The organism is bacterium (genome assembly GCA_024224155.1).
Taxonomy (GTDB): Bacteria; Acidobacteriota; Thermoanaerobaculia; order Multivoradales; family JAHEKO01; genus CALZIK01.
Window position 1 is genome coordinate 24,715 of sequence record JAAENP010000469.1, and the last position, 12,999, is coordinate 37,713.

The 12,999-nt window shown below is 63.5% G+C and carries 11 protein-coding genes and 1 tRNA gene; 7 read left to right on the forward strand and 5 right to left on the reverse strand.

All coding sequences use genetic code 11. From position 1 onward, the window contains the following. Positions 1-3 precede the first annotated feature (3 nt). The 4 genes from recJ to GY769_22695 form a co-directional block, all read right to left on the reverse strand. Entirely contained in the window at positions 4-1,716 is a 1,713-nt protein-coding gene (recJ, locus tag GY769_22680) for a single-stranded-DNA-specific exonuclease RecJ (GenBank protein ID MCP4204724.1), read from the reverse strand. 28 nt (positions 1,717-1,744) lie between these two features. Then, positions 1,745-2,698, reverse strand: coding sequence for an acetyl-CoA carboxylase carboxyltransferase subunit alpha (locus GY769_22685; protein ID MCP4204725.1), 954 nt, complete (start codon positions 2,696-2,698; stop codon positions 1,745-1,747). Between the two features lie 32 nt (positions 2,699-2,730). After that, positions 2,731-5,187 (reverse strand): primosomal protein N', encoded by a 2,457-nt coding sequence (gene priA, locus GY769_22690; protein ID MCP4204726.1) that lies wholly within the window; start codon positions 5,185-5,187, stop codon positions 2,731-2,733. 94 nt (positions 5,188-5,281) lie between these two features. Beyond that, entirely contained in the window at positions 5,282-5,758 is a 477-nt protein-coding gene (locus GY769_22695) for a CarD family transcriptional regulator (protein MCP4204727.1), read from the reverse strand. A gap of 316 nt (positions 5,759-6,074) precedes the next feature. Between GY769_22695 and GY769_22700 the strand changes: the two genes are divergently transcribed. Then, positions 6,075-6,160, forward strand: a tRNA-Leu gene (locus GY769_22700). Positions 6,161-6,260: 100 nt separating this feature from the next. On the opposite strand, the gene GY769_22705 is transcribed toward GY769_22700, so the two are convergent. Continuing rightward, a complete protein-coding gene (locus GY769_22705) occupies positions 6,261-7,349 on the reverse strand; it encodes a pentapeptide repeat-containing protein (protein ID MCP4204728.1) in 1,089 nt (362 codons plus the stop codon). A gap of 188 nt (positions 7,350-7,537) precedes the next feature. Between GY769_22705 and GY769_22710 the strand changes: the two genes are divergently transcribed. The 6 genes from GY769_22710 (at position 7,538) to GY769_22735 (ending at position 12,665) form a co-directional block, all read left to right on the forward strand. Further along, positions 7,538-8,593 (forward strand): site-specific integrase, encoded by a 1,056-nt coding sequence (locus GY769_22710; protein ID MCP4204729.1) that lies wholly within the window; start codon positions 7,538-7,540, stop codon positions 8,591-8,593. Positions 8,594-8,600: 7 nt separating this feature from the next. Next, positions 8,601-9,068 (forward strand): hypothetical protein, encoded by a 468-nt coding sequence (locus GY769_22715; GenBank protein ID MCP4204730.1) that lies wholly within the window; start codon positions 8,601-8,603, stop codon positions 9,066-9,068. A 137-nt stretch (positions 9,069-9,205) separates the two neighbouring features. Then, positions 9,206-9,445, forward strand: coding sequence for a DNA-binding protein (locus GY769_22720; GenBank protein MCP4204731.1), 240 nt, complete (start codon positions 9,206-9,208; stop codon positions 9,443-9,445). A 17-nt stretch (positions 9,446-9,462) separates the two neighbouring features. Continuing rightward, positions 9,463-9,840, forward strand: a complete 378-nt coding sequence (locus tag GY769_22725) for a single-stranded DNA-binding protein (protein ID MCP4204732.1) — start codon at positions 9,463-9,465, stop codon at positions 9,838-9,840. A 531-nt stretch (positions 9,841-10,371) separates the two neighbouring features. Then, the gene (locus GY769_22730; GenBank protein MCP4204733.1) at positions 10,372-11,910 is read left to right on the forward strand and encodes an IS21 family transposase; all 1,539 of its coding nucleotides are present in this window, start codon (positions 10,372-10,374) and stop codon (positions 11,908-11,910) included. Continuing rightward, the gene (locus GY769_22735; GenBank protein ID MCP4204734.1) at positions 11,904-12,665 is read left to right on the forward strand and encodes an ATP-binding protein; all 762 of its coding nucleotides are present in this window, start codon (positions 11,904-11,906) and stop codon (positions 12,663-12,665) included. Before GY769_22730 ends, GY769_22735 begins: the two co-directional genes overlap by 7 nt. Positions 12,666-12,999 lie beyond the last annotated feature (334 nt).

Consider the following 12,999-nt stretch of genomic DNA (forward strand, 5'->3'; position numbering starts at 1 on the left):
ATTCTATGGGTCTTGGAGACCGGCCGTGGCCGGACGGGCGTCGACAATCTCGACCGAGGCACGCCCCAGGTAGCTGTCGACCTTCAAGTGTCCGAGAACCTCGAAGGGCTCGGAGAACAGCTCGGTCCGATCCGCCCAGCGCCAGGCGACCAGATCCACAGCGACCCCCGAATCGTCACGGGCTCTGAGCCCGAGGTGATCCTTGCCGAACTGGCGCGGCGGAACCGCCAGGCTCAGAGGCCCGAGTCGGAAGAGCGGCCGCCGGTTGGCCATGCCAAACGGCTCGAGGCGATCGAGCTGATCGACCAGATCCAGGCTCACGGCCTCGACCTCCAAGTGCTCCTCGTACTCGTAGCTCGGCACCAGTACGTCCGGATCCCACGCCTCGGCGGCCTCCTGGAATGCCCGGTCGACCTCCTCCAGGACATCGATCTCGATCGAGATCCCGATCGCCTGGGCGTGGCCGCCGAAGCGCCGAAACCGATCCTCGAAGGCGCTCAGAAAATCGTGAAGATGTACCCCGCGTACACTCCGCCCCGAGCCCACGGCGATCGCGTCATCCCCGGCACCCTGCAGACTCAGGAGGATCGCCGGGCGGTGGAACTCCCGCGCCAGCCGGCCGGCCGCGATGCCCAGAACGCCCCGATGCCAATCCGGGCTCCAGGCCATCAGGAACCTGGGCAGGGCCTTGCCGGTGTCGAGGAACCTGGCTCGCGCCTCCTCGACGACCGCCAGCTCGGCTCGCTGTCGTTCCTGGTTCCATCGGTCGAGGGTCTCGGCCAGATCGCGGGCACGAACCGGATCGCGCTCGAGCAGCAGCTCGAGAGCCGGCTCGGGATTGTCCATCCTGCCGGCCGCGTTCAGACGCGGACCGAGCCGAAAGCCGACGTCGCCGGCGGTCACCGATTGGCGCACCCGCGACACCTCGATCAGGGCCTTGAGACCGGCCGAGCGGGTGGTGTCGAGCGCCTCAAGGCCGAGGGCGGCGATCGTTCGGTTCTCACCGGTCAGCGGCACCAGGTCGGCGATGGTTCCGAGACACGCGATTCGCAGCAGCGCTATGGGATCGACCTCTCGGCCCGCCGCCTCGGCGAGAGCGATTGCCAGCTTGAAAGCCAGTCCGGCGCCGCTGAGCTCCCGATAAGGATAGTCGCAGGCTTCTTGATGGGGATTGATCTCTATCACCCGGGGATCGAGAGCCGGGCCTGGGATGTGGTGATCGGTCACGATCACCGAGATGTCCCTCTCAAGCGCGGCCTTGGCGGCGTCGATCGAGCGCGAGCCGCAGTCGGCCGTGACGATGAGCCGGCTCCCGTTCGCCTCCGCGCGCTCGACATGAACCGGTTGGAAGCCGTAGCCCTCGGCCATTCGGTGCGGCAGAATCGAATCGGCTTCGAGACCGCAGGCCCTAAAGACGGCCAGGAGCATCGCGGTAGCGCTGACGCCGTCGACGTCGTAGTCGCCGACGATCGAGACCCGCTCGCCAAGCTCGCGCGCCGCCAGCAGTCGCTCGACGGCCTCGGGCAGGCCGGCGAGACGCCGCGGGTCGTGCAGGTCGGAGAGCGACGGCGAAAGGAATCGCCCGACCTCGTCGGCGTTTTCGAGCCCGCGACGGGCCAGGAGTCGAGCGAGCCGCGGGTCGACATCGGTGACCCCATCGGCCAGCGCAATCTCCGGGGCGGGAGCGGCCCTCCAAACCGCTGTTGGCCTTGCCACTGGGTCCACCGCGGAGGCTAGCTCGGCCTCAACTCTCGGTCAGAAAGCCGAGCTTCCTGAACCGGTTGTAACGCGCGGCCAAGAGCTTGTCGAGCGACTGGCCTTCGATCTCGGCCAGACCGGCGGCGATCGTGCCACCGACGTTCTGGATGGTCTCGTTGGGGTTGGCGTGCGCCGCCCCGGCGGGCTCCGGAATGACCGCGTCGACGACGCCGAGCTCGAAGATGTCGGGTGCCGTCAGCCGGAGGGCGTCCGCAGCGTTCTCCTTCTTGTTTTGATCCTTCCACAGGATCGCGGCGCAGCCCTCGGGCGAGATCACCGAATACACCGAGTACTGGAGCATGTACACGCGATCTCCCATCGCGATCCCGAGGGCACCGCCGCTGCCGCCCTCTCCGGTGATGGTGACCACGATCGGGGTGCGCAGAGCGGCCATCTCGATCAGGTTGCGGGCGATGGCCTCGGCCTGGCCGCGCTGCTCGGCGCCGATGCCCGGATAGGCGCCGGGGGTATCGACGAAGCACAAGAGCGGCAGGGAAAACCGCTCGGCCATCTTCATCAAGCGCAGGGCCTTGCGGTAGCCCTCGGGGCGGGCTTGGCCGAAGTTGCGATGGATTCTCTCCTTGGTAGCGCGGCCCTTCTGGTGACCCAGCACCGCCACCGAGCGACCCATGAACCTCGCCAGCCCGGCGACGATGGCGGGGTCGTCGGCGAAGGCGCGGTCGCCGTGAACCTCCACCCAATCGCTCATCAGGTGCTCGACGTAGTCGAGGGTGTGGGGCCGCTCGGAGTGCCTCGCCACCAGCGTCTTTTCCCAACGCGAGAGCGTGCCGTAGACCTCGGTGGTGTCCTTGATCAGCTTGGACTTGAGACGCGAGATCTCCTTGCTCCGACCGGAGCCCTCGGGATAGCTCTCCAGTTCTTCGATTCGGCGGCGCAGGTCCTCCAGAGGCGCTTCGAACGGTACTTCGCTGGGACGCATGGCGGGCCGTCAAGCTAGCATGTCTGAGCCGCCTACAACAACTCCATCGGGTCGACGTCGACGACGATCTCCGAAGTCGCGCGCTCGGGCAGGCTCGCCTGCACCAGCCGCCGAACTCGGCTCGCCGAGGGGCCGCGAACCAGGATCTGAAAACGCCACTTACCGCGCAGGCGCTCGAAGGCGGCGGGTGCCGGTCCGATCACGCGAATCTCCGCTCCCCTCTCCCCTACCCCGGGCGCTCGGCGCCCGAGCTCGTGGGCAACTCGCTCGGCGGTCTGGGCGGCCCGTTCGCGATGACTATCGCGCACCAGAAGCTGCACCATTCTCGTGTAGGGCGGATAGTGGAAGATCCTCCGAAAACGCATCTCCTCCTCGCGAAAGGCGCGGTCGTCGTGCGTCAGCACGGACTGGATGGCGTAGTGATCGGGATGGTAGGTCTGGATCAAGAACTTGCCCTTGCGGTCGCCTCGACCGGCGGGGCCGCCGAGCTGGATCAACAGGTTGTAGGTGCGCTCGACCGCCCGAAAATCCGGGAAGCTCAGGTAGGCGTCGGCCTGGAGAACGGCGGCCAGCGCCACTCCCGGGAAATGATGCCCCTTGGCCACCATCTGGGTACCGATCAGGACTTGGGTCTCACCCCGGCCAAAGCGATCCAGCACGTTGGTGACGCCGCCGCGGCGGCGCACGGTGTCGCGGTCCAGTACCGCCGCCGGGACCTCCGGGAATCGTTCACGAAACTCCTCCTCGACGCGCTCGGTACCCGTCCCCATCGGCTCGAGGGCGGATTCGCCGCAGCTCGGGCAGGTCTCGGGCACCGACCGACGGGACCCGCAATAGTGGCATTGCAGCTCATCGAAACGCTTGTGGAAGGTCCTTGGCAGACCACAGTCGTCGCAGCGCAGATCGTCTCCGCACGCGCGGCACAACAGCACCGGCGAGTAGCCGCGCCGGTTCCTCAAGAGGATCGCCTGGTCCCCGGCCGTGAACGCCTCCTCCATCTCGGTCAGCAGCCGGGGTGAGAAGTGCACCGTTCCGGGCCGCCGGATCTCGGTCGACTCCCGCAGATCGACCAGCACGCTCTCGGGGAGCTCGCCGATCCCCACCCGCTCGGTGAGTAGCAGCGGCGACAGCTTCTCGCGCTCGGCGTTCAACCGGCTCTCGAGGCTCGGTGTCGCCGAGACCAGGGCCACCGTCGCCTCGGCTTCGCGACCGCGCCAGAGAGCCACGTCGCGAGCGTTGTAGCGGGGCGTCGAGCCCTGCTTGTACGCGGAGTCGTGCTCCTCGTCCACGACCACCAGCTCGAGATTGCGCACCGGCGCGAAGATGGCCGAGCGCGGGCCGAGCACCAATCGCGCTTCCCCACTCCGGATGCGGTGCCACTCCTGCTGGCGCTCGGGCGCGCTCAGGGCCGAATGCAGAATCGCCGCGTGCTTTCCAAATCGCTCGCGCAGCGCCTGGGCCAGCACCGGTACCAGTGCGATCTCCGGAACCAACAGAATCGCCGAGCCGTCGCCGGCGAGGACCCTCTCGACCGCGCGCAGGTAGACCTCGGTCTTACCGCTTCCGGTCATCCCATGGAGCAGGAACGGCCGGAATCGCCCTTCGGCGAGTGCCGTCGTCAGGCTCTCGACGGCCTCGGCCTGGTCCGGCCTCAAGACGAAACTGTTCTTGCGCCCCGGCTCGGTTCGATGCTCGTCGAGCTCCAGCCGAGCGATCTGGGTGAAGCTCCGAAGCACCCCGAGCTTGATCAGCCGGCGCACCACGCCCGGCGACACCTCGAGCTCGGCCTCGAGCTCGGATCGCAGTGCCGGCCGCCCGGCATTCGCCAACCACTCGACCACGGCGCGGCCCGGTTTCGAGCGCCCGCATCTCTCCAAGAGCTCTTCGAGCGTGCCCTGGGCCAGCTCGACCGCGGTGACGTAGCGGGTACCGGTGCGACGAGATTCCGAAACACTCAGCCAGCCCCTTTCGCGCAGGCGCTCGACCGCTTCGTGAATCGCGGCGCCGCCGCACGCGGCTTCGAGCTCGGCCAGGCTCATCCTGCCACCGGGCCGCAGAGCCTCGAGCACCTTCTCCTCGAGCCCGTCCCTGGCTCTGCTCGCCAGGGCTCCGCGATCGCTCAGCCACACCCGCTGGCTGCCCCAGGCCTCGAGCCCCGAGGGCAGAAGCGCCCGGTAGACCTCCCCGATCGGCGCCAGGTAGTACTCGCTCACGAACGCGGCGAGGTGAGTGAGCTCGGCCGGCAGGATCGGAGCGAGATCGATCGCGGCGGTCAGCGGCTTGAGCTTGATCCCGGCCTCGGCGGGATCGCGAGCGTGCCGTTCGACCACCACGCCCGTGACCTTGCGCCGCCCCACCGGCACCCGAACGCGAACGCCCGGGAGGGCGCGCTGATCCATGGACGGCGGCACCAGATAGTCGAGCGCCTTGGGAATCGGCAACGGTACCGCGACCGCCGCGTAGGGTTCCTTCAGCGAGCTTGCCGACACAGTCGGAGCCTAACCCGATTCGACGAGGGCAAGGAAAAGCGGCCGGCCGTTTCGAGGGCGGCCGGCCGCATCAGAAACCAGGAAAAGGTCTCGGCTATTCGGGCTCGGGGTTCGCCTTCCGGCGCTTCTCGATGCCGGTGTGCAAAGCCTTCTCGACCTGCTTGTCGGCGGCGCCTTCCTCGATCTTCTTGACGTGGGCGACCTCGCTGACAATGAAATAGCGCGCCCGCTCGTACATCTTCTTCTCGCGGAACGACAGGCTCTTTTTGGTGCTCACCAAACGCAAGTTCTTGAGAACCTGGGCCACTTCGTGCAGCTCGCCGGTCTTCATCTTGTCGAGATTCTGCTTGTAGCGCCCCTTCCAATCCTTGTAGGTGTCGATGTTGCCGTCCCGAAGCGTCCGGAACAGACTCCGGATGTCGGTGGTCTGACCCAGCGGGCGCAGACCAACCAGCTCGAGATTCGGCTTCGGAACCATGACCTTCGAGTCATTCGACATGAACCGGAGGTGATAGTAGGTCTGTTCCAGGCCATCGATCTCGCCCTGCTCGATCTTCTCTACCACTGTCACCCCGTGGTTCGGGTACACAAGTTTCTGTCCAACTCTGAAAGCCAACTTTGGGGAACCCCTTTCGCTCGTATAGTATCGGCCCGAGCTCGGTCGGGCCTAGATGGGCTTAAGTCGTTGAAAGACAACAACTTAGCGGAGCTAATGATACACGAAAAAGGTCACTTTGTCAAGCCCCCGGAAAGGCGCATCTCGTCAAAAGCGCTTAGTCCCCGAGAATCGACCGGTCAAACCGGCACGAGCGTTACCAAACGCCACAGCTCGACGCCCGTTGACACCAATACCCACCCCACCTAGGATTCTTCTTCGCTCACGCCCGGCCGGAGTGGCGGAATGGCAGACGCGACGGACTCAAAATCCGTTGAGGGCAACCTCGTGGGGGTTCGACTCCCCCCTCCGGCACCAGAATTAAATCGTTGCATATGAATGGTGTACCTGTGACTCAAAACGATCGCAGCCATCGACTATTTGAGTGCTGGTTCAGTTGCGGCACACTCTTGGCACACTAGAGAAGGGCTGTGACTGCATCGAGTACCCAGCGCAACGTGCGCTCGAGCCCGAACCGCCAGACATAACCAGCGGAGATCCAGATCCGCTCGCCCACGAGCACCAGGCCTAGGATTCCGCCTAGCAGTGTGCTGAGAGCGGTCAGCCACTGCGAGCCTCTCCGACTCAGTTTCTCGGAGACGTACAAGAGGCGCGGATGGCCATGCTCTTCGACCCACCGCGTCTCGGAGAACTCCTGGACACGTAGCGGGCATCTAGTGCGGTAGATCGTGGTTCCCACTACGAGAAGGAGGCTGCCGAGGAGAATAAAGGACATCCGATGAGGAACGGGCACCGGATACTGGATCGAGTCGATGAGCATCCGCTCATTCAGAAGTCCGATCGTATTGATCGTGACGAGGCAGGCCAGAAGAGCGCTCCAAGACACAGCGAACAACGGGAACCTCCCAATGGCCCTGAGAAAGCCCCAGTTCAGGCGGTCGGACGCGGAGTAGACGAGTTCATCCGACCCGTCCGAGAAGCTTGAGTGGTTCTCATCAAACCGGACACGCAGCTTGGTTCGGTGTGAGAACTTCGAGCCGCGAAACTCGGCTCCGGTGAGGTTGACCCACTCAAGCACTGCGCCGCTGAAGTTTGTGTCTTTCAGCTTGGACTCTGTGAGCGAAACGTTGTTCAGAACGGCGCCTGTTAGGTCAACCGTGTTGAGGATGGCTTGCGTACAGTTCTGATTGACGAGACGGGCCCTGGTCAATCGAGCCTCTTTAAAGTGGGCGCCAACGGCCAGACCCCCCGCCAATTCCATACCGGTGCAGTCGCAGTTCCAGAACTTGGCCCGTTTGACGGAACCGCCCTGGAACTTCGCGCGACGCAGATCAGCCCGGGAGAAATCTGCATTGGAGAGTTGAGTGTTCTGAAAGGAGGCTCCCGAGAGGTCGCAGCCCTGGAAATTCGCATTCTGGAGAATAATCTCGTGCGGCCCCAGCGTCAGGCCCGACAGATCAGGCTTCAGCTCCGGATTCGCTGCTCGCCACTGGTTCCACGCGGCTAGCCCCATTTCCAGTCGCTCGACGTGTTCAGCGAGAGCCATGCACCTCGCATGATACCGCGAAGAATTCGGAATCTAGCGTGCCAGGAGTGTGCCAGAGCGAGCCCTCTTTTCAGATTCCCGCGATAGATACCTGATGTACTGCCGGAATGGCAACGGACTATAGATCCGTTGTTGACAGTTTTGGCTGCCTTCTGTAGCGTGTTGCCTACGGACAGGAGGACAGGCAGATGGCGACAATCCGAAAGCGAGAAACCGGCAGCGACACGGTCTGGCACGTTCAAGTGCGGCTCAAGGGCCACCCCCAGGAGACAGCCACTTTCACTCGGAAGACCGACGCTAAGAAATGGGCGCAGGACACTGAGAGCGCAATCAGGGAAGGTCGGCACTTCAAGACGCGGGAGGCGAGGAATCACACCCTTGGGGAGTTAGTCGAGCGGTACGTCGCTCAGCACCTCTCGGGTAAGAAGTCGGCGAAGGATCAGAGGAGAGTCCTCGAGTGGTGGAAGACCAAGATCGGTTCGTATTCCCTCGCTGACGTAAACCCAGCGCTCTTGGTCGAATGGCGGGACAGGCTGGCGAGCGAAACGACCGTTCGCGGGACTAGGAGAAGCTCCGGAACAGTCAATCGATATCTCGCCTACCTTTCTCACGCTTTCACTGTTGCGACCAGAGAGTGGCAGTGGCTCGAATCCAACCCCCTGACGAAGGTCTCCAAGCTCAAAGAGCCAAGAGGCCGAGTTCGATTCCTGTCTGACGAAGAAAGACAAGATCTGCTGGACGCCTGTCAGGAGAGTGACGACCCCCTTCTCTACCCTCTCGTAGTTCTTGCTCTTTCCACGGGAGCCAGACAGGGAGAGCTTCTGGGTCTGCGCTGGTCCGATGTTGACCTCAAGCGGAAGGTTGCCATTGCCCACGACACCAAGAATGAAGATCGGCGAGCACTACTGCTGAGCGGCCTAGCGTTCGATGTGCTGCGGGACCTGAGGAAAGTCCGAAGGCTTGACACTGACCTGGTTTTCGCAAACCAGAAGGGTAAGGCGTCCTTCCCCCGAAATGCCTGGGAAGCAGCTCTCAAGGCCGCTGAGATCGAAGATTTCCGTTTCCACGACCTCCGGCACTCAGCGGCCAGTCCCCTCGCCCTGAGCGGCGCAACCCTGGCCGAGATCGCCGAGGTTCTGGGCCACAAGACGTTGGCGATGGTCAAACGCTACAGTCATTTGACCGAGCAGCACACGAGCAAGGTAGTGGCGCGGATGAACGAGAAGATCTTCGGTCAGCAGTAAGTTCCAAGTGGCAAAGAAGACCAGAGAGGAATTCCTTGTCTCCATGGCGGAACAAGGGATCAAGAAGGCCAAGACCGACGCTGAGGCCGAGTGGCACAAGCAGCTCTGTATTGATTGGGGTACGGAGTGGACGGGTGAGCAATTCCCCCGCGACAGGCTTGAGTCTTGGATAGACCAAGCGAGCCCGGCAGAGGTCGAGCGTTGTCTCTCACTGAGAACGTTCATCGTGATTATGGAATCGTTGCTTGAGCGATTGCGAGCCGGCAAGTACCTCGATGTTCTGGCAGATGCCTCCGTTTTTCTTCAACCGCATCCTCGCCGTCCAGGTCGCCGCCGGCAGCTAGGTCGGACTCAACTCCTCCGCCTCGCGAACACCCTGCGCCACAACGACCCCCAGCTCTCAAAGCGACAGCTTGGAAAACGCCTCGAACCCTTCGTTGGGATCAGCGCGGAAACAATCAGAAAGCTGATCTGAGTTAGCCGTTTCCGCCGACAAGATTCGGCGTTCGAGTCTCCCCCAAAATCGGGTGGGTGGGTCGAAATCCAATGACCCACCAGAGTTGGTGTCTACTCGTCAGCGTTGCGAGTTGCAATGACTTTCGAGGAGGAATCATGGCGAGTTTTGAGCACTTGAGATCGGTGAAGCAGATTGCGGAGGCAAACCCAGCTTTCACCGAACCGAGCCTGCGGTGGCTGATCTTCAACGCTCAATCAAACGGAATGAACAGCGCTCTGGTTCGCGTGGGGCGGCGTGTGCTCATCGACGTGCAGGCATTCAATGCCTGGCTCGAGGAGGGGCGAGGCAGGCCCATGGCCCGAATGCCTTGGGAAACGAAGACACAGGAACCATAGCCCTGAAGAACAAGGTTGTGATTTCTGGATGGGTTGGCGCACGACCCAAGGATTACCCCGAGCGAGATGGGAAGCAGCGATTCGTGCGCCTGGACGTAGCGACCAACCCGCCGAATTCCGAGAAGGACGCGAATTTTGTCGCGGTGAACGCCTACGGCGAGATGGCAGGCCGGATCATCGACGGACTTTGGATCCGTAGAGGCGACGAGGTGCGAGTAGCGGGCTTCCTCTCGACACGCCACGCTAACCCCGGCTGTGGCCGCAGGCACAGGTTCACCGTTGTGGTCGCTACTGATTTCGAGCTGCTCCGAATGTCCAAGAGTCGGCCCGAAGCTCGCTGGCGCAACGTGCCCAGGCCACCTCTGCTCACTCCCGGCAAGCCATCGCCATTCTGAGGCCCCTACTAGCTTGGATTTCCGCCGTGGAAGACCGAACTGTGAATGGGAAAGACCATTTGAGCGAACAAGTGTCGTTCGGTGTGCCCAGGAATCCCTCCCCCAGATCCTCTAATGCTCACTCCAGGTCTCGTCCTGCCGACTTGCAATTTTCTTGCATACCTTTGACGGAGAGGCCCTCTACTCCCAAGAATCAGGACTAGGCATGAAGACCCTCAATTCAGCCGGCGCTCGACAGTCCGACCCCGGAGGGGAGGAAGACGCATGACAGCTCCCTCCCGCCAACGGCATACTCCAGAATCGGCAGAGTTGCCTGATTGCGTATTCCGGCGCATCGTGATCACTGATTCCGCTGGAACGTGATCACCGATTCCGGCCATTGTGATCACTGATTCCGGCGAACGTGATCACCGATTCCGGTCATTGTGATCACCGATTCCGGTGATCGTGATCACTCCTCGGTAGCGAGATCGTGCACTCTGGGCCCTTCCCGGAAAGGAGGGCTTGGAGATGGCAGCAAAGAGGCTACCGATGAGGAAGATCCGAGAGATTCTGAGATTGAAGTACGAGGTGGGGCTGACCCACCGTGCGATCGCACGCGCCTGCTCGGTGGGAGTGGGCACCGTGTCGCTGTATGTAACGCGAGCGCGGGAGGCGGGGCTTGTCTGGCCGTTGCCGTTGGAGATGGACGAGGCGGCACTCGAGGCCCGACTGCTGCGCGGTCCCCGGTCGCCGACGGGCGCGCGACCGCAGCCGGAGGTGGCGCACATCCACGAGGAGCTCAGGCGGGTGGGCGTGACCTTGCACCTGCTGTGGATGGAGTACCTCGAGGTCCACCCGGACGGCTACCGCTACAGCCAGTTCTGCGAGATCTACCGGCGCTGGGCGAAGAAGCTCGATCCGTCCATGCGCCAGCGCTATCGGGCCGGCGAGAAGGCGTTCGTCGACTACTCGGGCAAGAGGCCACACATCGTCGACCGTCGCACTGGAGAAGAGATTCCGGTGGAGCTGTTTGTCGGCGTCCTGGGAGCCTCGAGCTACACCTACGCTGAGGTGACAGCGAGCCAGGAGCTTCATAACTGGATCGCCTCGCACACACGGATGCTCGCGTTCTTCTCGGGCTCTCCCGAGATCTACGTCCCGGATAACCTAAAGAGCGGGATCACCAAGCCGTGCCGCTACGAGGCCGGGGTCAACCGCACTTATCAGACGCTGGCCGAGCACTACGGCGCGGTGGTCATCCCGGCTCGTCCAGGCAAGCCCCGCGACAAGGCCAAGGTCGAAGCCAACGTCCTGGTCGCCCAACGCTTTATCCTGGGCGCGCTGCGCGATCGAACGTTTTTTAGCCTCGCTGAGTTCAACCAAGCGATCCGCGAGAAGCTCCTCGAGCTCAACAACCGACCGATGCAGCACCTGGGCGCGAGCCGCCGCGAGCTCTATGAGCGGCTCGATCGACCGGCCTTGAAGCCCTTGCCCGCTGAGCGCTACCAGATGGCCGAGTGGAAGCCGTGTCGAGTCAACATCGACTACCACGTCGCTGTCGAGCGTAACTACTACAGCGTGCCCTACCAGCTCGTCGGTGAGCTGCTGGAGGCTAGCTTCACGCCGACGATCGTCGAGGTCTACTCCAAGTCCAAACGCGTAGCGTCGCATCGCCGGCTGGCTGGCCGCGGCCAGGCCTCGACCGTCCCTGAGCACATGCCCCGCTCGCACCGGGCCCATGCCGAGTGGACCCCGTCGCGGCTGGTGCGCTGGGCACAGAAGACCGGCCCCGCGACCGGCCGCCTGGTGGCCGAGATCCTCAATCGACACCGACACCCCGAGCAGGGCTACCGTGCCTGCCTGGGGATCCTGCGGCTGGGCAAACGCTACGGCAGCGAGCGGCTCGAAGCCGCCGCGCGGCGCGCCGAGCGCCTGCGCTCCTACAGCTACACGACGATCAAGAACATCCTCTCCTCGGGGGCCGACCGGCTCCCCCTGGAGGAGGAGTCTGAAGCTCCGGACCCGACGCCCCACCACGACAACATCCGCGGCGCCACCTACTACGCCGCCAAGGAGATCGAATGCTGACCCAAGAGACCCTGGACAAGATGCGCACGATGAAGATGGCCGACATGGCCGAGGCCTTCACCCAGCAGATGGGCTCGAGCGAGTATGCCGAGCTGAGCTTCGAAGAACGGGTGGGGCTGATGATCGACACTGAGTGGATCGCCCGCGAGCAGCGCAAGCTCACTCGGCGGCTGCGAACCGCGAAGCTACGCTATCCGGCCTCGCTCGAAAACGTCGACTTCAAGGCCGCGCGCCAGCTCAAACGCCAACAGGTCCTGTCGCTGGGCACCTGCGCCTGGATCCAGGAACGCCACAACCTGGTCGTGACCGGGCCGACCGGAATCGGCAAGTCCTATCTCGCCTGCGCCTTCGTCGAGCGCGCCTGCCGCAAGGGCTTCAACGCCTACTACGTGCGCACACCAAGGCTTTTACACCAGCTGGCCGTGGCCAAAGGCGACGGCTCCTACCATCGGCTGCTGACGCGCTTGGCGCGGCTGCATCTCTTGGCCATCGACGACTGGCTGCTGGCACCGCTCAAGGCCTCTGAGAGGCACGACCTCTTGGAGGTGATCGAGGACCGAAGCGAGAACGCCTCGACGCTGGTCGCCAGCCAACTCGATGTCGAGGACTGGCACACCGGCATCGGCGATCCCAACCAGGCCGACGCCCTGTGCGACCGACTGCTCCACAACGCCCATCGCATGAAGCTCAAGGGACCCTCGATGCGCAACCCCGAGCCAGATACCCCCAAGCGCAGCAAGAAGGCCAGCCAGTGAGAGACGTCGCTTGCGCTCCGACGGCTTTAGGGAGACCCGCGGAAGCTGCCGGGACCGTGGAAAACGCTACCCCCTCAACCCCCGCGTTTCCCACCGCCCCTTGGACGGCGCCTCCGGCGCCGACCACAGCTCCCGCAGGCCCGGCGGCGGCGAAAAGAGAGCCAAAAAAGGTCGAAGAGTAAGATGTCCCGACTTGAGACAAGGAGGCCGATGAACCGCTAATCGTCGCTACGCTCCGAGGAGTGATCATGATCACCGGAACGAGTGATCACGATCACCGGAACGAGTGATCACGTTGCCCGGAATCGGCGATCACAATCAGCGGAATCCGCAC